This window comes from Pseudonocardia sp. ICBG1142 (assembly GCF_020496255.1).
In the GTDB taxonomy this organism is placed as follows: Bacteria; Actinomycetota; Actinomycetes; order Mycobacteriales; family Pseudonocardiaceae; genus Pseudonocardia.
Genome location: NZ_JAHLJC010000004.1, coordinates 273,632 through 293,779 on the forward strand (window position 1 = coordinate 273,632; position 20,148 = coordinate 293,779).

Annotated in this window: 19 protein-coding genes, 1 tRNA gene and 1 pseudogene; 5 read left to right on the plus strand and 16 right to left on the minus strand. The window is 69.8% G+C overall.

From position 1 onward, the window contains the following. Positions 1–71 precede the first annotated feature (71 nt). Both KPL59_RS03775 and KPL59_RS03780 read left to right on the plus strand, forming a co-directional pair. Positions 72–156, plus strand: a tRNA-Leu gene (locus KPL59_RS03775). A gap of 348 nt (positions 157–504) precedes the next feature. Continuing rightward, positions 505–828, plus strand: a complete 324-nt coding sequence (locus KPL59_RS03780) for a nuclear transport factor 2 family protein (RefSeq protein WP_226359942.1) — start codon at positions 505–507, stop codon at positions 826–828. A 13-nt stretch (positions 829–841) separates the two neighbouring features. On the opposite strand, the gene KPL59_RS03785 is transcribed toward KPL59_RS03780, so the two are convergent. From KPL59_RS03785 to KPL59_RS03830, 10 genes are all read right to left on the minus strand, one after another. Then, positions 842–1,591 (minus strand): Glu/Leu/Phe/Val dehydrogenase family protein, encoded by a 750-nt coding sequence (locus KPL59_RS03785; RefSeq protein ID WP_226359943.1) that lies wholly within the window; start codon positions 1,589–1,591, stop codon positions 842–844. A 55-nt stretch (positions 1,592–1,646) separates the two neighbouring features. Then, positions 1,647–2,411: a transposase gene (locus KPL59_RS03790; RefSeq protein ID WP_226359944.1), complete on the minus strand. Its 765-nt coding sequence runs from the start codon at positions 2,409–2,411 to the stop codon at positions 1,647–1,649. A gap of 92 nt (positions 2,412–2,503) precedes the next feature. Continuing rightward, entirely contained in the window at positions 2,504–2,803 is a 300-nt protein-coding gene (locus KPL59_RS03795) for a Glu/Leu/Phe/Val dehydrogenase dimerization domain-containing protein (RefSeq protein WP_374111587.1), read from the minus strand. A 63-nt stretch (positions 2,804–2,866) separates the two neighbouring features. Further along, complete coding sequence (locus KPL59_RS03800; protein WP_226359945.1) at positions 2,867–3,787, minus strand: LnmK family bifunctional acyltransferase/decarboxylase; 921 nt, start codon at positions 3,785–3,787, stop codon at positions 2,867–2,869. 4 nt (positions 3,788–3,791) lie between these two features. Beyond that, positions 3,792–4,043 carry an acyl carrier protein gene (locus KPL59_RS03805; protein ID WP_020626707.1) on the minus strand — a complete coding sequence of 84 codons (252 nt, stop codon included), beginning with the start codon at positions 4,041–4,043 and terminating at the stop codon, positions 3,792–3,794. After that, a complete protein-coding gene (dmpG, locus tag KPL59_RS03810; protein WP_226359946.1) occupies positions 4,043–5,077 on the minus strand; it encodes a 4-hydroxy-2-oxovalerate aldolase in 1,035 nt (344 codons plus the stop codon). Before dmpG ends, KPL59_RS03805 begins: the two co-directional genes overlap by 1 nt. Then, positions 5,074–5,967 carry a hypothetical protein gene (locus tag KPL59_RS03815; RefSeq protein ID WP_226359947.1) on the minus strand — a complete coding sequence of 298 codons (894 nt, stop codon included), beginning with the start codon at positions 5,965–5,967 and terminating at the stop codon, positions 5,074–5,076. Before KPL59_RS03815 ends, dmpG begins: the two co-directional genes overlap by 4 nt. Next, on the minus strand, positions 5,964–6,785 hold the full coding sequence (locus KPL59_RS03820) for a 2-keto-4-pentenoate hydratase (protein ID WP_226359948.1): 822 nt from the start codon (positions 6,783–6,785) through the stop codon (positions 5,964–5,966). Before KPL59_RS03820 ends, KPL59_RS03815 begins: the two co-directional genes overlap by 4 nt. Continuing rightward, positions 6,782–7,765, minus strand: a complete 984-nt coding sequence (locus tag KPL59_RS03825) for a methyltransferase domain-containing protein (RefSeq protein ID WP_226359949.1) — start codon at positions 7,763–7,765, stop codon at positions 6,782–6,784. Before KPL59_RS03825 ends, KPL59_RS03820 begins: the two co-directional genes overlap by 4 nt. A gap of 32 nt (positions 7,766–7,797) precedes the next feature. Then, on the minus strand, positions 7,798–8,418 hold the full coding sequence (locus KPL59_RS03830) for a response regulator transcription factor (RefSeq protein WP_226359950.1): 621 nt from the start codon (positions 8,416–8,418) through the stop codon (positions 7,798–7,800). Positions 8,419–8,758: 340 nt separating this feature from the next. Between KPL59_RS03830 and KPL59_RS03835 the strand changes: the two genes are divergently transcribed. Then, complete coding sequence (locus tag KPL59_RS03835; protein WP_226351754.1) at positions 8,759–9,982, plus strand: ISAs1 family transposase; 1,224 nt, start codon at positions 8,759–8,761, stop codon at positions 9,980–9,982. On the opposite strand, the gene KPL59_RS03840 is transcribed toward KPL59_RS03835, so the two are convergent. The 3 genes and pseudogenes from KPL59_RS03840 to KPL59_RS03850 form a co-directional block, all read right to left on the minus strand. Next, on the minus strand, positions 9,890–11,224 hold the full coding sequence (locus tag KPL59_RS03840) for a M20/M25/M40 family metallo-hydrolase (RefSeq protein WP_255676266.1): 1,335 nt from the start codon (positions 11,222–11,224) through the stop codon (positions 9,890–9,892). The two genes, KPL59_RS03835 and KPL59_RS03840, sit on opposite strands and share 93 nt — an antisense overlap. An 8-nt stretch (positions 11,225–11,232) precedes the next feature. Beyond that, positions 11,233–12,642 (minus strand): MFS transporter, encoded by a 1,410-nt coding sequence (locus tag KPL59_RS03845; protein WP_226359952.1) that lies wholly within the window; start codon positions 12,640–12,642, stop codon positions 11,233–11,235. Positions 12,643–12,821: 179 nt separating this feature from the next. Beyond that, positions 12,822–13,679, minus strand: a pseudogene (locus KPL59_RS03850) (transposase family protein). Between the two features lie 154 nt (positions 13,680–13,833). Here KPL59_RS03850 and KPL59_RS03855 point away from each other — a divergent pair. Together KPL59_RS03855 and KPL59_RS36700 are read left to right on the plus strand one after the other, a co-directional pair. Beyond that, positions 13,834–15,237 (plus strand): PLP-dependent aminotransferase family protein, encoded by a 1,404-nt coding sequence (locus tag KPL59_RS03855; protein WP_226359953.1) that lies wholly within the window; start codon positions 13,834–13,836, stop codon positions 15,235–15,237. A gap of 1 nt (position 15,238) precedes the next feature. Then, positions 15,239–16,420, plus strand: coding sequence for a CdaR family transcriptional regulator (locus tag KPL59_RS36700; RefSeq protein WP_226359954.1), 1,182 nt, complete (start codon positions 15,239–15,241; stop codon positions 16,418–16,420). On the opposite strand, the gene KPL59_RS03865 is transcribed toward KPL59_RS36700, so the two are convergent. From KPL59_RS03865 to KPL59_RS03875, 3 genes are all read right to left on the minus strand, one after another. After that, complete coding sequence (locus KPL59_RS03865; RefSeq protein ID WP_226359955.1) at positions 16,371–17,768, minus strand: DHA2 family efflux MFS transporter permease subunit; 1,398 nt, start codon at positions 17,766–17,768, stop codon at positions 16,371–16,373. The two genes, KPL59_RS36700 and KPL59_RS03865, sit on opposite strands and share 50 nt — an antisense overlap. Positions 17,769–17,877: 109 nt before the next feature. Further along, the gene (locus KPL59_RS03870) at positions 17,878–18,726 is read right to left on the minus strand and encodes an NAD(P)H-binding protein (RefSeq protein WP_226359956.1); all 849 of its coding nucleotides are present in this window, start codon (positions 18,724–18,726) and stop codon (positions 17,878–17,880) included. A gap of 44 nt (positions 18,727–18,770) precedes the next feature. Beyond that, on the minus strand, positions 18,771–20,084 hold the full coding sequence (locus KPL59_RS03875) for an MFS transporter (protein WP_226359957.1): 1,314 nt from the start codon (positions 20,082–20,084) through the stop codon (positions 18,771–18,773). Positions 20,085–20,148: the final 64 nt, after the last annotated feature.

Genomic DNA, 20,148 nt, shown 5'->3' on the forward strand with positions numbered 1-20,148 from the left:
ACCGACCCCGCCGCAACCCGGTCCCCGGCCTCGGCTATGCTTCCCCCACGACGCGATCGAGAGATCGCGACGTCCGAGTGGCGGAATGGCAGACGCGCTAGCTTGAGGTGCTAGTCCCCGTATAAGGGGGTGGGGGTTCAAGTCCCCCCTCGGACACAGTTTCACGGCTTTCGTGCCATACCTGGCACACCGGTGGTGGAAGGTACTCCGACACCACTGCAGCGGCTGGGCCGCCAGCTCCGGCTGGGCCCAGTGAGCGCCGGCTCCGTCCCACCGCTGCTGGCCCCGGCAGCCGTTGCGGTCGCATCGCGTCACGGCACCCCACTGCGCGTGCCACTCCCCCTCGCCACGCGGCCGACCGGGGCAGCGGCCACGACCATCGCCCTCCCGTCGTCCGCGGCATGTGACTTTCGGGGTAGCGACGTGTGCCGATCGGGGCTTCTACTGCGGTCGCCACGCATTTACATTTCAGCCATGGGCGCACACGGTGACCGGGTCGCTGGAATGTTCGCGGCCATCGACACCCGGAATTGGGACGAGCTGTCGGAGTTCTTCCATCCCGAGATGGTCTACGAGCGGCCCGGATACGATCCGTTCGTCGGCCGCGCTCGCATCATGCGTTTCTACCGCGAAGAACGGGTCATCGCCAACGGGCGCCACACCCTCGACGGCGCGATCGTCGAGGAGGAACGAGCGGCCGCGTGGGGCCGGATCGAGGCCGTGCGCAACGACGGCGAACCCGTCACCCTCGGGTTCGCCGACATCTACCTGTTCGAGGACGGTGCGATCAAGGTGCGCCGCAGCCACTTCTTCGTGCCTGCGGTCTGACCGCACCGCCCCGTCAGGCCTGGGAGACCAGCGGCGGGCCGACGTGGCGCAGCGCCTCGATGCGCCGCTTCGCGAGTTGCTCGGCCGCCGTCGCCGTGTCGATGCCGTCGGCGCGGGCCGCGGCCAGGATCTCGCCGGTGGTACGGCCGATCCGCAGCACCGTCGCCCGGGTCTGCTCGGGGTCGTTCCCCAGCCAGTTGCCCACGTAGAGCAGCAGGCCACCGGCGTTGGCCACGTAGTCGGGCACGTACAGGATGCCGGCGTCGGCCAGCGCCACCGCGTGCCGCGGCTCGGCGAGCACGTTGTTGGCCCCACCTGCGACGATGCGGCAGCGCAGTGCCGGGATCGAGGCGTCGTCGACGACCGCGCCGAGCGCGCAGGGGGCGAACACGTCGCAGTCGACGCCCAGGATCTCGTCCGGATCGACGACCTCGACGGGCAGATCGACGGCCAGTCGTTCGACCTTCGTGCGGTCGACGTCGGAGATGACGAGCTTCGCACCCTCCTGCGCGAGGTGCCTGATCAGCGGCTCGCCGACGTGGCCCGCGCCCTGCACGGCGATGCGGCGGCCCTCCAGCACCGGGGACCCGTCGACGAACTCGACGGCGGCGCGGATCGACTCCAGCACCCCCAGCGCCGTCAGCGGCGACGGGTCCTGAGTGCCGGAGAAGACGCGCTTCGCCTCGACGGCGAGCACGTCCATGTCCGCCTGGCTGGTGCCCACGTCGACACCCGGGATGTAGCGGCCGGCGAGGCTCTGCACGAAACGCCCGTGCGCGCGCAGGAGCGCCTCGGTCTTGAGGCTTATTCAGGCTCCGTCAGGTAAGTGTGTAGAAGATGAGTCCGATGACTGCCGAGATTGTCGTTTTAAATGTGGCGTAGGGCCGCCGGTAGTCTGTGTGGAGAACTTTCCACGTTTTGATATGGGCGATGACTCGTTCGATGGTGGCGCGTGTGTGGTTGAGGCTCTTGTTGAATGTTTTTTGCCAGTCGAGAAGTTCCCGGCCGGGTGGTTTTTTGAACGGGGTGAGCATGCCGCGCCCGATGTATCCTTTATCGCCGATCGGGGGGTATGTGGCGAGGTGGTCGAGGGCGCCGGATTGGTCGAGGCAATATAGGTCGTGTCGGGAGCCTGGGGTCGGGTCGGAGATCCACGACAGCTGCCCTTCCAGGGTGGCTGCGACCTGGACGACGACGCCGGTGGTGCGATGCTTGCCCGACCACAGACCCGGCACCGCGGCCCATGACCAGCAGGGCAGCAAGGTTCCATCGATGATGTACTGCCGATCGGCACGAAGCTCCTCTGCCGTCGGAACGACACTCCGCAGCGCCTGTGCCAGCAACGGTGTCACCCCCGTGATCGCTCGACTAACCGTCGACTGCGACACCCCATAGGTTTCCGCCAACTCCCACTGCACACGATTCCCGCGCAGATACGCCAACGTGATCACCACCGACCAGAACAACCCCAGAACCGGCGGCCAAGACAAACGTGCCTCCGTCGCGTCCCGCTGATCCTGCTCATACACTATAGCGACAAGATCCTGAATTTCATCACGCCGGAAACCAGTGGTATAGTACATACTGCGGCAGCCCGTTCATCTCGGATTGATTCGGCAAACCAATATTCGCGATGGACGGGCTGTCGCCCAACCCGACACGCCGGGCTAGATCGTTATTTCACGGGGCCTGAATAAGCCTCCTTGTGCCGTGCCGGATCACCGATGATGACGCTCTTCGCGCCGCCGAAGTTCACACCGGCGATCGCCGCCTTGTACGTCATTCCCTGGGAAAGCCGCAGGACGTCGTCGAGCGCCGTCTGCTCGTCGGGATACGGCCACATCCGCACTCCGCCGATGCCGGGTCCCAGGGCCGTATTGTGCACCGCGATGATGGAACGGAGGCCACTGTTCGGGTCCGAGCAGAAGACCACCTGCTCGTGTTCCATCGATGCCATCGTGTCGAACAGGTTCATGGAGCAACTCTGGCCGCGTCGACCAGGTTCGGAAATGGCCACCCGCAGCCGAAGTGGACCCTTTCAGCCGGCCGCCACCTCCGCCTCGATCGACGTGGCCGCGAGCAGCTTGCCCGTCGTCGAGTCGTGCAGGCTCAGGTCGGCGATCTCGACCTCCGGCCGTGTCTCGCTGGTCCATCGGCGGACGTTCACGGTGAACACCGCGCCCAGGTCGGCGTTGCCGAAGTAGCCCATCTTCTGGTCGACCACGCGGCGCTCCAGGAACCGCGCGTCGGCGCGGCCGAGCTCGCGCCACAGGCGCAGCAGGGCGGTGTCGAAGATGGCGAAGTAGGACGCGAAGTAGACCAGCCCGGCGCCGTTGACGTCGCGCACCGTGTCGAGCGGGTAGGTGAGGCTGGTGGTGGGACCGGCGACGAAGCCCGGTGGTGCGTCGGTGCAGAACGTGCCCGCCTCCCGCGCCCGTCCGACGATGCCGCGCGGGGAGAACCGGTTCGGGATACGCGGCAGGTCGGCGAACTCGAAGTCGGGCGGCGCCGTGGTGGCCAGATCGGCGTTGGTGCCCGGCCGGGTGCGCGCGATCCAGCGGTTCCAGTTCTCCACGTACATGCAGTCCGGGTGCGGGTTCTCGTAGAACTCCTCCGGTTCCAGCGGCACGTCGGCCCGGTCGAGACCCGCGGGCGCCAGCACGTGCAGCGTCAACGTCGACTGGCTCCCGAACTGGAACACCCGCGAGGTCAGGTCGAGCTCGTCGCCGAACGCGAGCCCGTGCGGGTGGACGACCTTCCCGCCGCGGACCCGGTAGTAGTAGAACGACAGGTAGGCCGGGTCGCCGGTCGCGGTACGGGCGGCATGCACGTTGGTGCGGCACGCCGCGGCCACGGCCTCCCACGTCCAGTCCCCCACCTCGCCGAACACGAGCGAGCCGCCGCTGCACATCCCCGGCGAGACGATCACCCGGCGGGCCAGCGTGTTGACCGTCTGCACGGCCTCAGCCCTGCCGCTGGTCGGCCGGCAGGCGCGTCTCCACCAGCGCGGCGACGTCGCCGAGCGTGGGCAGCTCCAGCAGCTCGTAGTCCTGGACCTCGACGCCCAGGCGGCTGCGCAGCAGTCCTGCGAGCTCGGCGGCGGTCAAGGAGTCCAGCCCCACCTCGCCGCACCGCGCGTCCGCGCTCAGGTCCTCGGCACAGAGCTGGAACTCGTCCACCAGGATCTCGGTGAGGACCGAGTAGGTCGAGATCATCACGCACTCACTTTCTCTGCGGCGGCACGGGCCATCGTCTGGGCGACGTCGACGATCAGGTCCTCCTGACCGGCGACCGCCTGGAGCCGGCCCAGGGCGAAGAACACATCGCGCGGATCGACGCCCTCACGGGCCGACACCTCGATCACGCGGGTCTTGAACCCGGAGAACACTCCGGCGAGCCCGCTCACGATCGCGACCGAGTCGACGGCCGGCGGCGCCGTCATGAGATCGCGTTCGGCGAGGTCGGCGGCGTCGAGGAGCTTGTAGAGATCGATGCCGGTGTCGAACCCGATCCGGTCCAGGACGGGCACGAGCACCTCGAGCTGGGTGTTGCCGGCGCCGGCGCCGAAACCGCGGGCGCACGCGTCCAGGATCGACGCGCCGGCCTCGGCCGCGGCCACCGAGTTCGCCACGGCCATGCCGAGGTTGTTGTGCCCGTGGAACATCACCGGGACGTCGACCGCGGCGCACATGGCCGTGATCCGCTCCGTGACGTCGCCGGGCAGGTAGTGCCCCGACGAGTTCATGATCCCGACTCCGGTGGCGCCGAACCCGACCAGTCGGGCGCACTCCTCGGCGAGGCCATCCGGGGTGGCCATGTGGCTCATCAGGAGCACGGCATGTGCCTCCACGCCACGCTCGCGCAGGTGCTCGAGGTGGCGTTCGGCGAGATCGCCCTCGGTGCAGTGGGTGCCGATGCGCACGAGATCGACACCGTGCGCGACGGCATCGTCGAGATCGCGCACGGTGCCCCAGCCCGGCAGCATGAACACCGCCATCTTGCTGGTGGTGAGCGCCTCCCGGACGGTCGCGAGCATCTCGTCGTCGCTCAGCAGTGCCCGTCCGACCTGCAGCGACGACGCGCCCAGACCGTTGCCGTGCCCGACCTCGACGACGGGCACACCGGCTGCGTTCGCCGCCTCGGCGTACCCGCGGAGCTGCTGCGCGTCGAGCTGGTGGCGAACCGCGTGGTGGCCGTCGCGCAACGTCGGATCGTGGATCTGGATCGTTCGTGCCGGTGCCGCACTCATGACGCCTCCGCCTCGGCGATCGACCGCCGGTCGTCCGCACATCGCTCGGCGATGCTGAGCGCGGCGGAGTTGATGATGTCGAGATTGCCCGCGTAGCGCGGGAGCCGTTCGCCGGAGGCCGTGACCTCGACGGCGACGAACGCCCGCTCGTCCTGCACCGAGCACGCCGACACGACGAACCCGCCGACGAACCCGCGCAGTTCCTTGGCCACGCCCTCGGCGAGGTCTCGGACCGAGTCCTCGCGGAAGCCCGAGCCCAGCATCGACATGGCCACCCGGAAGGTCGCCGGCGGCCGGGCCGGGCTGATGTTGAGGATCGCCTTCACGTCGCCGACGCCGGTGAAGGTGCGGACGGCGTCCTGGGTGGTGTCGACGTACTCGTCGAGGTTGATGCGCGTGCCGTGACCGACGCTGAGCGTCGCGGCCGTGGTGACCACCTCGACGTAGTCGACGCGGTGTTCCGCGGTGATCGCGTGCAGCACCGGGATCGCGGCCTGCCCGCCGCAGGTGACCATGCTGATGTCGCGCAGGCCCGCCGCGCTCGCCCCGTTCACGGTCGGGACGACCATCCGCCCGGCCCGGCTCGGGGTCAGGTCGACCAGCATCGTGTCGAAGGGGGCGAGCCGTTCGGCGTGCTCGGTGTGCGCGACGGCGTTGGTGGCGTCGAAGACGACGTCGAAGGGCTCGTCCACCTCGATGATCGAGGAGATGCCGCGGTCGGCGATCGGCATGCCGAGCCGGGCGGCCTGGCGGAGCCCGGCGTTGGCTCCGTCGCGGCCCACGACCAGGGCCAGGTCCAGCACGTCCGAGTGCATGATCTTGTCGGCCAGGTCGACACCGATGAGCCCGGCGCCGAGCACTGCTGCGGAGAGCCCGCCTGTTCGCTTCATCGGGGAATCCCCCTCTTCTCATCCGGTGGGACGGCCCGTCCCGCGTGGACGGTGATCGCGCCGAGCTGGTCGAACTCGGCGGTGCAGGTGTCGCCGTGCTCCAGCGGGACCGCGGCGTGCAGCGCGCCGGTCATGACCAGGTGCCCGGCTTCGAGGGTGATCCCTTGCTCGCCGAACACGTTGGCGAGCCACGCGACGACCGCGACCGGGTCGCCGAGTGCGGCGGCGCCGGTCCCGCTCGCCACCACCTCGCCGTTGCGGCGGAACGTGACACCGAGTCGTCGGTAGTCGGTGCCGGACGTGGCCTCCACCCAGGAGCCCAGCACGGCCGCCCCGCTGGAGGCGAGATCGGCGATCGTGTCGGCCAGGCGGATGCGCCAGTCCACGATCCGGGAGTCGACGATCTCCAGCCCGGCCGCGACCTCACCGATCGCGGCGCGCGCCTGCTCGACGCCGACGCCGGGCCCGGTCAGCGGCGACGCCAGCCGGAACACGATCTCCGCCTCCACCTTGGGCGCGATGAACCTGCCGCGGTCGAGGACGGCGCCGTCCGCGTGGAGGGTGGAGCCGAACACCGGGGCGAAGTCGGGGGTGTCGACCCCGAACATCTCCTGCATCGGAGCCGAGGTGAGCCCCGCCTTGTAGCCGACGACACTGTCGCCGTCGGCCAGCAGCAGCGCCGTCAGCTCCCGCTGGACGGCGTAGCCCCCGGCCGCGCCCAGGGTCGGGTCGTCGTCGGTGAACGGGGCGACCGGCTGTTGCGTGGCGCGGGCCTCGTACAGGATCTCGGCGCGGCTGCGCGCGTCGGGCGCGATCATCGGCTCGCGATGATCAGGCGGCTGCCCGGCATCGGCAGCGGGGTGAGCGTCACGTCGCCGAACCCGGCACGGGTGAACGCCGCGCGCCACTCGGTCTCGGTCGGGAGGTTCACCTCCATCGACGCGGCGTGCAGGTAGGTGAACAGCGCGCTGAAGGCGCGTTCCCGCGGATCCTGGGCGTACGGGACGCAGTCGGTGACGATGACGCTCCCGCCCTCGGCGAGGCCCTCGCGGCAGGTGCGCAGGATCCCCTCGAGCACCTCCGGCTGCGCCGCGGTGTCGTGCATGACGAACCCGGCGTGGACGACGTCGGCGCCCTGCACCGGCTCCGGGTGCTCCAGCAGCGACTCGATGGGCCGGTTGACCATCGTGAGCCGGTCGCTCACCCCGGCCAGCTCCGCGGCCTGCTCGGCCGCTTCGCAGGCGCCCGCGCTCATGTCCAGGGCCAGGCCGGTGCTGGTCGGCAGCGCCGTCAGCAGCTGGATCAGGAGCCCGCCCGCGCCGGACCCGAGATCGACGATGCGCTGCGGCTTGCGGCTGAGGATCTCCGCGACCTGGCCGGGATAGAAGCCGGCCGAGCCGATCCAGCGCGACGAGATCGCCACGCTGCGCCCGTCCCGGCTGTACCTGCCGGCCACGGCATCGGGTTCGCGCAGGAACTCCGCCGCGTGGTCGAGGTAGGGCCGGTTCGCGGTGAGCGACCAGGACAGGTAGCCCGCGGCGTAGCGCCGGTCGGCCATGTCGGCGCACGGGGTGAAGCTGTCGTCGCCCGCGGGATCGAGCAGGCCGGCGGCGACCAGCGCCCCGAGGAAGGACCGCGCCCCGGCCTCGGGGACCGAGGCGAGCGCGGTGACCTCGGCCAGGGAGAACGGGGCCTCCCCGTCGAGCAGCGCGGAGATGCCGACGTTCTCGGCGATCTCCAGGAGCGCGGCGTCGGCCGCGAGATCGGCGGCGATTTCTCGGACTGAATTCGTGGTCATTCGTCGTCTCCCCATGTCGGACAGTGGGCCATTCAGAGGATCTGCAGGGCCGCCGCCCGGTTGATGGCATTCGTCCGTGAATGCACCCCGAACTTGGCGTAGATGTTTGTGAGATGCCTTTTCACCGTGCCGGCGCAAATGGACAGCCGGGCGCCGACCTGGGCATTGCTGAGCCCCTGCGCGACCAGGTCGAGCACCTCCACCTCGCGGGGCGACAGCGGTCCGCGAGGTGTTTCACCGAACCGGTGAACGGCGATTGCCGGCAGCGCGAGGAGCACCTGGTCGCTGCGTGCGCCGACCGTGCGGACGACGGCGAGCAACTCTGCCCGCGTCGACCGCTTCGAGACGTATCCGTGGGCGCCGGCCGCCATCAGCCTGCGCACGGCACGTGTGTGCCCGTGGACGCCGAGCACGACCACACGCGGCGCCGACGGCGCTGTGACCAGGGAATGAAGCACGTCGACGGGCCCATCCGCGGTCTCCGCGTCGAGCAGCACGACATCGGGCCGGTCGCGCCGCACGAGCGCCACCGCGGCAGGGCCGCCGTCGGCCTGACCGATCACTCGCAGATCGGGCTCGATGTCGCAGAGCTCGGCCAGACACTCCCGCAACAACGTGTCGCTGTCGATGAGGGCCAGGCGCAACTGATTCACCGAAGCCCCTTTCGGATCCACTCGAAGATACTGTCCAGAATACGGTTCTCACGTTTCCTGGATGGAGGTCAACGTTACGCGTCGGTTACTGTTGGACCGCTCTCGGGCGGGACTCAGCACCGATCGAAGAAGTCGTCGAGCACGGGTACGCCGAAACGCAGGGCATCGACCGGAACACGCTCGTCGACACCGTGGAAGGCAGGGCCCCGGCAAAGTCGTGATGGGTGGGTCCTGAGCTGCGGTGATGTGGGGGGTGGGGGTGGGTGCGGACACAGGCTTGGCGTGATCATGAGGGTGTCGAATCCTTGCTCACGTCAGGAAGCCTGTGTCCGCAGTGTCAGTGTCTCCGATCGTTGCTGCTCTGGAAGGCCTGGAGGTCGGTCCTGACGCGGGGAGAGCCGCGCCGGTCGGTGAGGCGGCGGGGTTGTCGCTGGTGGAGGCCCTGTCGCGAGTGCCGGACCCGCGGAAACCACGCGGTGTCCGCCACGGTGTCCTCGCGGTGTTGCTACTGGGGGCGTGCGCGGTGTTGGCGGGGGCCCGGTCGTTCACCGCGATCGCCGAGTACGCCCATGACGTCGGCCGCGCCGTGCTGGACGTGCTCGGGGTGGGCGCGGTCGCTCCGCACGAGTCGACCATCCGCCGGGTCCTGCAACGGGTCGACGCCTCGGCGCTGGAGGCGGCGTTGCAGTCCTGGGTGTTGCCCCAGCTCAGCGCCCAGCCGGCGGCGGAGGGCACACCCCGGCGAGAACAGCGTCGCGTGCTGGCCTTGGACGGCAAGACCCTGCGCGGCGCCCGCGTCCGTGCCGCCGACGGCAGGGTCTGGCTCCCGCATCTGGTGTCGGTGCTCGACCAGACCAGCGGTGGCGTGCTCGGCCAGGTTCAGGTCGCAGAGAAGGGCAGCGAGATCACCGCGTTCACCGCGCTGCTCGACCCCCTCGACCTCGACGATGTACTGGTCACCGCGGACGCTCTGCACACCCAGCGAGCCCACGCCGACTACCTACACCGCCGCGGCGGGCACTACCTGATGACGATCAAAGCGAACCAGCCCACGCTGCTGGCACGGGTACGGGCGCTGCCCTGGACCCAGATCGGCGTCGCTGATCGTCAACGCGGGCGTGGGCACGGCCGCGTCGAGACCCGCACGATCAGCGTGGTCAGCCTGCACCCCTGTCCCGACCTGGGCGCAGAGTTCTTCCCCCACGCATCCCAGGCGATCAAGCTGGTGCGCCGGCGTCGCCCACTGCGGCCTGGCGGGAAGTGGAGAACCGAGACCGCCTACGCGATCACCAGCCTGACCAGCACCGACGCCGATCCAGGACTGCTCGCCCGCTGGATCCGTGGGCACTGGTCGATCGAGAATCGCCTGCACTGGGTCCGTGATGTCTGCTTCGACGAAGACCGCGCCACCGCCCACACCGGTCACGCCCCGCAGGTCATGTCGGCGTTGCGGAACCTCGCGATCACCGCGCTACGCCTGCACGGCGTCAGCAACATCGCCGCAGCACTCCGCCACCACGCCCGCGACCCCCATCGACCACTGACCACCTACAAGATCATCTAGCGACTTTGCCGGGGCCCTGCCGTGGAAGGCGACCGGGAAATCGAAGTCGGCCGGCAGCTTGAGTGGGGCGAAGCCGTAGCAGGCGATGCCGAGCCGGCTGAAGTGCTTCGCGTCCGTACCCGCGGGCAGCAGGTACGGGATCACACCGGCGCCCGGGTCGTGGCGGGCCACGCTGGCCGCCATCGCGTGCGTGAGCGGGGTCGGGAAGTCCGTCTCGACCGCGACGTCCCGATAGAAGATCTCGCACGTCGCGTTCGGCCCGACCAGCGCGACGAAGGACGCGATGAACTCGTCCTCGTGCCCCGGCAGGAACCGGCAGTCCAGCTCGGCGCTGGCCAGGCTCGGGATCACGTTGGTCTTGTTGCCGGCGCTGATCAACGTCGGCGACGCGATGTTCTGCAGCGACGCGCCCACGATCCGTTCGAGCGGGGAGATCGCCTTGAGCAGCGCGTCCGGGTCGTCCGGGTGGAACTGCTCGTCCAGTTCGGCGGACAGCGCGTCGATGAACTGCCGGGTCGTCGGGGTGAGCTGGACCGGGAACCGGTGCTCGCCGACCCGGTGCATGATCTCACCGAGCTGCGCGATCGCGTTGGAGGAGTTGAGCATGGAGCCGTGCCCGGCGATCCCCTTCGTGGTCACCCGGAACCAGATGACCCCCTTCTCCGCGGTCTCCACCAGGTAGAGCCGGCGGCCGTTCGGCAACGTCGCCGAGAAGCCGCCGACCTCACCGATCGCCTCGGTGCACCCCTCGAACAGCTCCGGTCTGTTGTCCACCAGCCATCGCGCGCCGAGCCGACCTCCGTTCTCCTCGTCGGCGACGAACGCGAGCACGACGTCGCGCGCCGGCGGGCGCCCCGCCCGCATCCGCGCCCGGACCACCGCCAGCATCTGCGCCGCGAAGTACTTCATGTCGACCGCGCCACGGCCCCACAGGCAGCCGTCGGCGATCTCCCCGCCGAACGGGTGGTGGCGCCAGAGCGCGGGCTCGGCCGGCACGACGTCGGTGTGGGCGTGCACCAGCAGGCCGGGCCGCTGGGGATCGGCCCCGGGCCAGCGCGCCATCACCGTCGTGCGGCCCGGGCGCGGCTCGATCAGCTCGACGTCGAGACCCACCTCGGTCAGCAGCCCCGCCGCGTACTCGGCGGCGAGCCGCTCACCGGGCCCGCGGTCGTCGCCGTAGTTGGACGTGTCGAACCGCATCAGGTCGCGGCAGATGGAGACGGCCTCGTCCTCGGCACTCATCGGCGCACTCATCGGGCGGGACCCTTCGGCAGGTCGACCTCCGTGAGCGGGCCGGGCCCCTCGACCGCGGGTGTGACCGACTCCAGCGACCTGCCGGTGGTCCGCGGGCCAAGCACCAGCACGTTCACGATCAGGACGGCGAGCGCGGCGGCGACCACGCCGAACACGAACTCCGGCCCGATGACCAACGCGGGGAGCAGGACGTAGGGCAGTGCGGCCGTGGTCAGCCGGCTGATCGAGTACGCGACGCCGGCACCGGTCGCCCGGAGGGCCGTCGGATAGATCTCGCCGTGATAGACGTGGTAGGCATTCGAGTAGATGTTGCTCACCAGCGTGAAGATGAATCCCCACAGGATGATCGTGGCGGGCGACTGGGCGTACCCGAAGAGCAGCCCGGCCACCGCCATGCCACCCGCGGTCACCGCGATCAGCACCTTGCGTTCCACGCGTTCCACGATCGGCAGGGACAGTGCCGAACCGAGCGGGTAACCGATGAAGATGAACCCGAGATAGGCCAGGGAGGCGACGATCGAATAGCCCTTCGCGGCCAGCACCAGTGGGGCGATGGTGCCGAATCCGTAGTAGCCGAACGCCGAGCAGAAGTTGAGCACCCAGGCCATGGTGGTGGTGCGCCGAAAGCGAGGGGCGAAGATGGCCGACAGCGGCATCTTCTCGGCAACGGTCGGACTCTCCGGTTTCTGCTCGGGTTCCGGCAACACCTTTCCGCTCGCGCGGGCAGCGTCCTCCCACTTCGTCATCAGCGCGTCCGCCTCGTCGTGGCGACCGACGGCCTCCAGCCAGCGGGGTGACTCCGGCAGCATCCGCCGCAGCACCCAGACGATCAACGCACCGAGCGCACCGAGGATGAACATCCACCGCCAGCCGTCGACGCCGAATGGGCTCAATGGCACGAGAATGCTGGCCAGGAACCCGGCCGTCGGCACGCCGAGGAAACCCACGGCGTAGGCGAGCGCGGTGAACCGGCCACGCAGCCTGGCCGGCAGCAGATCGGCCAGGTAGGCATCGGCCAGTGCCAGCTCGGCACCCAGGCCCACTCCGGCGAGGAATCGCGACACCACGAGCACCTCGACGTTCGGAGCGAGGCCACCCACGAGCGAGAAGAAAGAATAGATCCCGAGATTCAGCAGGAACGCCCGCCGCCGACCGATCCGGTCGGCCACCCGGCCGAGGAAGATAGCTCCGATGAACTGTCCGACGAACGCGCTCGCCAACACCGCCTTCAACGGGTCCGCGCCGAGCTCGAAATGCTGCTTGAGCACGCCGGAGAGCGTGCCGGCGAGGAAGACCTCGTAGGTGTCGAAGAACAGTCCGAGGCCGACGCACACCACTGCCATGACGTGCAGCCGGGTGATCGGCATTCGGTCCAGCCGCGCCGATATCGTCATCGCATCAGACATAGGAGCCTCGTTCCGTCAAGGAGTCTGCCTAACGAGTTAACACAACCTTGTGTCAGCTGTAACATGTGGCGCGGCGATCACTCGCCGGCGCCGCCCCCGTCGACTACCATCGGCGAGTCTTCCTGCGGCGCGCACCTTTGGATATGGCCAATGACATCGGGAGGCTTATTCAGGCTCCGTCAGGTAAGTGTGTAGAAGATGAGTCCGATGACTGCCGAGATTGTCGTTTTAAATGTGGCGTAGGGCCGCCGGTAGTCTGTGTGGAGAACTTTCCACGTTTTGATATGGGCGATGACTCGTTCGATGGTGGCGCGTGTGTGGTTGAGGCTCTTGTTGAATGTTTTTTGCCAGTCGAGAAGTTCCCGGCCGGGTGGTTTTTTGAACGGGGTGAGCATGCCGCGCCCGATGAGGCTTATTCAGGGCCGCCTGGCGGGCTACCTCGCTGCGGTCCCGACCTGGAGAAACACCGCACTTCATGATCACCCTGAATAAGCCTCGATGTATCCTTTATCGCCGATCGGGGGGTATGTGGCGAGGTGGTCGAGGGCGCCGGATTGGTCGAGGCAATATAGGTCGTGTCGGGAGCCTGGGGTCGGGTCGGAGATCCACGACAGCTGCCCTTCCAGGGTGGCTGCGACCTGGACGACGACGCCGGTGGTGCGATGCTTGCCCGACCACAGACCCGGCACCGCGGCCCATGACCAGCAGGGCAGCAAGGTTCCATCGATGATGTACTGCCGATCGGCACGAAGCTCCTCTGCCGTCGGAACGACACTCCGCAGCGCCTGTGCCAGCAACGGTGTCACCCCCGTGATCGCTCGACTAACCGTCGACTGCGACACCCCATAGGTTTCCGCCAACTCCCACTGCACACGATTCCCGCGCAGATACGCCAACGTGATCACCACCGACCAGAACAACCCCAGAACCGGCGGCCAAGACAAACGTGCCTCCGTCGCGTCCCGCTGATCCTGCTCATACACTATAGCGACAAGATCCTGAATTTCATCACGCCGGAAACCAGTGGTATAGTACATACTGCGGCAGCCCGTTCATCTCGGATTGATTCGGCAAACCAATATTCGCGATGGACGGGCTGTCGCCCAACCCGACACGCCGGGCTAGATCGTTATTTCACGGGGCCTGAATAAGCCTCCGGAAATGGACCGTTTTCCGACCGATATCCTCGGCGTGCTCGGAGACTGGTCGGCCGGCAGTGGGCCGCTCCACCTGCGCATCGCGGGGGCGGTCCGCGACGCGATCGAGTCCGGCGCGCTGCTGCCGGGGCGGCGGCTCCCGTCGGAGCGTCAGCTCGCCGACCAGCTGGCCGTGAGCCGCACGACCGTCGTCGCGGCCTACGACCGGCTGCGCGGCGAGGGCCTGCTCGTGAGCAGGCGCGGCAGCGGCACCCGGGTGAGCCTCGAGGCGCGGCCCCGGCGCGAGTTCACCGCGGCCGTGCCGGAGGGCCGCACCACCTCGATCGTGCGCCGGCTCATCACCGGGCAGAAGGACGTCATCTCACTCGCCATCCCCGACTGGGACGACAGCGCGGGGATCGGCCAGGCGGTCCGGGAGACGGTCGAGTCCGACCTCAAGGAGCTGCTGTCAGGCACGGGCTACCAGCCGCGCGGCCTGCTCACCCTGCGGGAGGCGGTCGCCGACTCCTACACCCGTGCCGGGCTGCCCACCAGCACCGACCAGATCCTGGTGACCAACGGCGCGCACCCCGCGGTGCTGCTGGCCACCCAGCTGTACGTGCGGCCGGGGGTGAGCGTCGTCGTGGAGAACCCGAGCTGGCCCGGCTACCTCGACATCTTCACCAACGCCGGTGCGCAGCTGGTCGGGGTGCCGCTCGACGACGAGGGCATCGACGCCGTCGAGCTGGACCGCACGCTCGCCGAGCGGCCGCCCGCGTTCGTCTACGTGATGCCGACCTACCAGAACCCCACCGGCATCCTCATGTCGCAGGCCCGCCGGCAGGCGCTGGCCCGCATCACCGCGCGCCACCGCGTCCCGGTGATCGAGGACCACTCCTACATCGGGTTGGCCCACGGCGACGCGCCACCACTGCCGATCGCCGCGTACGGCGCTCCGCAGGCCGAGGTCCTCACCGTCGGGTCGCTCGACAACGCCGTCTGGCGGGGACTGCGGGTCGGCTGGCTGCGGGCGTCCGCCGACATCATCGACTCCCTGACCTACCGCAAGAGCCTCATCGACCTGGGCGGCCCGCTGCTCGACCACGCCATCGCCGCCCGGCTGCTGCGCCGTCACGGCTGGCCGATGGCGACCCGCTCGGCCGAGCTGTCGCACCGGCTCGACGTGCTGGAGGAACTGCTGCGCGATCGCTTGCCGAGCTGGCGCTGGCGCCGTCCCGACGGCGGGATCGCGCTGTGGGTGACGCTGCCGCGGCCGAACGCCACCGCCTACGCCCAGCTCGCCCTGCGCCACGGCGTGGAGGTGCTGCCCGGCCCCGCGCTGGACGCCACAGGTCGCGACGACACCCACATCCGCGTCCCGTTCACCCAACCGTCGCACGTGGCCGCCGAGTTCGTCGATCGGCTGGCGCTGGCGTGGGCCCAGCTGGAACGGTCGTGAGGTGGGTAGCGCGCTCGACGAGGACTGGCCCGAGGTCCGCGGGCTGTGTGCCGAGGTGCGCCGCGACGTGCCCGTCATCGTCCCGGAGATCGTCACGCACATCCGGGCAGCGTCGCCCGACTACGAGCACGTCCCGCGCGCCGACCACGAGAAGCACGTCGGTGAGCAGTTCCGCGGCCTGCTCGACGGGCTCGCCGCCCGGTGCCCGCCCACGGCGACGCAGACCGAGGCAGCCCGGGAGCTGGGGCGGCAACGGGCCCGGCAGGGGGTGCGGGTCGAGGAGATGATCGGCGCGTACCACGTCGGCTACCGCGAGATGTGGAACGTGCTGCTGGCCAGGGCCGACGAGCGGGAGCCACCGCTCGCGGCGCACCTGGTGCGCGTCGTGGACCTGTGGTGGACGTGGATCCGGCTGATCAGCAGTGCCTCGGCCGACGCGCACGCCGAGACCCTGCGTTCCCAGCACGCCGTGCAGATCACCATGACGCACCGGTTCCTGGAGATCCTGCGCGCCGGCGAGGACCCGTCGGGTGAGGCCGTGCACCTCGCCCGTGCGCTGACGTTCGACCCGGACGGGTCGTTCCAGGCCGTCTGCTTCCTGCTGCCGAGCCGGCCCGAGGACGGGCTCGACCAGCTGCGCCAACGGCTGCGGCGGCTGCCGGGCACGATCCACTCCGCCACCCGCGGAACGCACGGCGTCGTGCTGGGCCAGGCCGCCGCGGCCGACCTGGTGACCGCGACGGTGCACGAGGCGCTGCCCGGGGAGGCCGTCGGCATCGGTCTGCCCCGGCCGGGCCTGGCCGGGGCCGAGGCCAGCATCGTCGACGCCGAACGGGCACTGGCCGTGGCGGGCGCCGGCGAGGCGGTGCTGTTCGGCGAGGAGTGGCTGCCCGCGACGTTGCTGCCGCACGGGCCACGGCTCGCACCGCTGCTGCAGGTCGGCAGCGACGTCGCCGCCGACCACCCTCATCTCGCCGACGCCGTCCTCGGGTACGCGGAGTGCGGGTTCTCGATCACGTCGGCCGCGAAGTCGCTGAACCTGCACCCGAACTCGGTGAAGTACCGCCTGGACCGCTGGACACAGCTGACCGGCTGGGATCCGCGCGAGGTGCGCGGCCTGCTGAACTCGTGGATCACCCTGCGGATGCGGGAACGGTCGCGTACCGGACGAGCAACGCGATGACGCCGACGCCGACGCCGACGGCGCAGATGACCATGCCGATGTGCATGCCGGTCACCACCGAATCGGCGGAGCTCATGATGCCGCCCAGCACCGCGACGCCCAGCACACCGCCGAGCTGGCGGCTGGCGTTGAACACGCCGCTGCCCGTGCCGGTCAGGCCCGGTGGGGGGCTGACCACCGCGAGCGAGGCCGTCGGTGGCAGCGCCAGCCCGCTCCACAGGCCCTGCAGGGCCATCGCGGCGCCGAGCACCCAGTACGGCGAGGTGGCATCGCACAGCAACATGAGGAGGAAGCCGGGCACCCCGACCAGCGCGGCCAGGTAGACCGGCACGCTCAGCCCGCGCTCGATCATCAGGCGGCTGGTGAGCAACGGCGGGGCGAGCGCCGTCGCGATGGTGATCGGGAGCAGCTGCAGGCCGGCGACCAGCGCACTCGTCCGGTGCACGGTCTGCAGGTAGATCGCGAGCAGGAACAGGGTGCCGAAGAAGACGAACTGGAACACCAGCCCGTTGACGGCGGCGACGGTGAACCGGCGATCGCTGAACAGCCGCGGCGGGACGAGCGGATGGGCGCTGCGGGCCTGGACGACGACGAACGCGGGCACCGCCAGCACGACGAGCGCCCCGGCGGCCAGGATCAACGGCGACGTCCAGCCGTACGACGGGCCCTCCATCAGGGCGAACGCCAGCGCGCCCAGCGCCGCGATCGCCAGCACCTGCCCCCACCCGTCGATCGGACGGCGCGGCCCGCGCGGGATGTCGGTGATCGTGCGGCGGGCCAGCAGGTAGATCCCGACGCAGATCGGCACGTTCACCCCGAAGATGGCCCGCCAGCCGAGCGTGTCGATGAACAGTCCGGAGATCAACGGGCCCGCGGCGAGCGCGGCCGCGCCGGTGCTGCCCCAGATCGCGACAGCGCGCGACCGGGCGGCCGGGTCGGCGAACAGGTGCGGGATCAGCCCGAGCAGGGCCGGCAGCAGCAGTGCCGCCGCGACCCCCTGCAGCAGCCGGAAGCCGATCAGCAGCTCCAGGCCCGGTGCCAGGCCGCACAGCAGCGAGGTGACCGCGAAGCCGAGCACACCGAACCGGTAGGCACGGTCGTTGCCGAGCCGGTCACCGATCGCGCCACCGCACAGGATCAGCGCGGCCACCGCCAGCGTGTAGCCGTTGACGACCCACAGCAGCCCGCTGAACGAGCCGCCGAGCGACTCCTGGATGTGCGGGACCGCCAGGTTGACGATGTTGGTGTCCAGCATGATCACGAAGTTGCCCAGGCACACCGCGAAGAAGCCGAGTGACCGCCGTCGAGTCGGTCCGGCTCCGATCCCGACCTCCACATGCTGCGACATGCACCCAGCGTCTCCCTCGACGGCCGACCGGGTAATGCGCTCGACCACGATTTTCCGGGCCACGAGTTCGTGGAAACCACGAACACCCGGCTCGACGCCGCGTCGCCCGTCAGCGGAAGAGCGCGATGTTCTCGGTGACCCAGTCGTGGAGGGTCAGCGGCGCCCGGCCCGTGACGCGCTCGACCATGTCGAACACCGTCCGGTCCCACTCGACCGACTGGCGCTTCAGCTCGAGGAGCGCCTCGAGCCGAGGCCCGCCCCAGCCGCGCTCGGCGTACTCGGCCCGGGCCTCGGCCGGGGTTCGCTCGACGTGCGCGACGGGCCGGCCGACGACCTCGGCGATGACCTCCACCATGCGGGCCGGCGAGATGGCCTCACCGCCCGTGATCGGCAGAGCCGCGCCGAGGTGGTCGTCGGTGAGGAGCGCCCGGTACGCCACCGAGGCGATGTCACGCGGGTGGACCATGGCGGACGTCGGATCCCCCTGGGTGGTGTGGACGACGCTGTCCGACGCGACGGACCGGGCGTACTGACCCACGAACGACATGAACGTGCCGGGTCGCAGGATGGTCCACCGCATGCCCGACTCCCGCACCACGTCCTCACCACTGCTGTGGCCGAGGCTCAGGGGGTCGGTGGCACCGAACTCGACCCCGCTGGTCGAGAGCTTCACGAGCTTGCCGACGCCGGCCGCTCGGGCCGCCGCGACGAGGTTCGTCTCGTGCACAGGGCCTTCGGGCCCGTAGCCGGGCGGGACGACGAACACGGCGTCCACGCCGGTGAACACACCGTCCAGGCTCTCGGGGCGTTCGAGGTCGCCTCCGACGACCTCGACCCCCTCGGGCAGGTCGGCCTTCTCGGGGAACCGGGTCAGCGCGCGGACGGGTTCGCCGGCCGCCACGAGCTGCGGGACGAGCTCGGAGCCGACGGTGCCGGTGGCACCGGTGATCAGGTACATGGGTGTCTCCTTCGTGGAGGGGTGGATCGGGGAGGAGGTGGGGGTCAGGGCGTGCCGTCGGCCGCGACGCCGGGGGCCGCACCGTCGCCCGTCGCGTCCTCGGGCAGGCGGGTGCTCGGGAAGAACAGCGAGACCACGAACCCGACGACGACGACCGGGACCATCGCGGCGAACACCCGGTGCAGGGAGTCGGCGTAGGCGCCGGCCAGGTCGAACTGCTGCCCGGGCGAGAGGGGCGTGGCGGCATCGGGTGCCACCGAGCGGCCCGCGGCGCCGGGGACGCCACCTGCCGGTCCGAGGTGCTGCGCCGTCTCGATCGCGAATCGCGAGGCGAAGATCGCGGCGAACACGGAGACACCCAGGGACGTGCCCATCTGCCGCAGCATGGTCGTGACGCCGTGGACCGCGCCCATGTCGTGGGTTCCCCCGCCGCTGCGCGCGGCGACGGTGAGCGCCTGCTGGTTGAGCCCGGCCGCGACGCCGAACATCAGCAGGTACAGGATCGTCAGCGGGAGCGGCGTCGCCGGACCGGCGGTGACGAAGAGCAGCGCCGTCAGGGCGAAGAGAGCCATGCTCGCCGGCGGGTACCAGCGGAACGAGCCCGTGCGCCCGATGAGCCGGGCGCTCCCGTACTGGCTCACGACGACGGCCAGCATCATCGCCGCGAGGATCAGGCCCGACTGGCCCGCACCCAGCCGGTCGACCGACTGCAGCCAGAGCACGAGGTAGTTGATGCTGCCGAGGCCGACGAACCCGGCGATGACGTCGACCACCGAGACCACGCTGATCGTCCGGTTCCGGAAGAGCGCGAGTGGGATGACCGGATCGGCCGCGCGCCGCTGCGACAGCACGAACGCGACGACGAGCAGCACCGATGCCACGCAGAGACCGATGACCACGCCCGGGCTCCACGGGTCCGACGTGCCGGCCTGGTTCGCGAGGAGGTTGAGCGCGACGATGGCAGAGGTCAGCAGCACCGCGCCCAGGTGGTCGATCCGCACTCGACCGGGCGCGGATCGCGGAGGCAGGTGCAGCGTCGCCGAGACCATCGCGATCACCGCCAGCCCGATCGGCAGGTTCATCAGGAACGTCCAGCGCCAGCCGAACAGGTCCGTGACGACACCACCGACGGTCGGCCCGGCCAGAGAGGCGACCCCGACGGTGACGGAGATCCAGCCGTAGTACCTCGCGCCCGCTCGCGGCGAGAACATCTCGCCGATGATCGCGAGCACGCAGACGAACAGACCGCCGCTGCCGACGCCCTGGACGACGCGGAACGCGACGAGCTGCCCCATGGTCTGCGCGAGACCGGAACCGGTCGAACCGACGAGGAAGACGACCACGGAAACGACCAACACCTGGAGGCTTATTCAGGCCCCGTGAAATAACGATCTAGCCCGGCGTGTCGGGTTGGGCGACAGC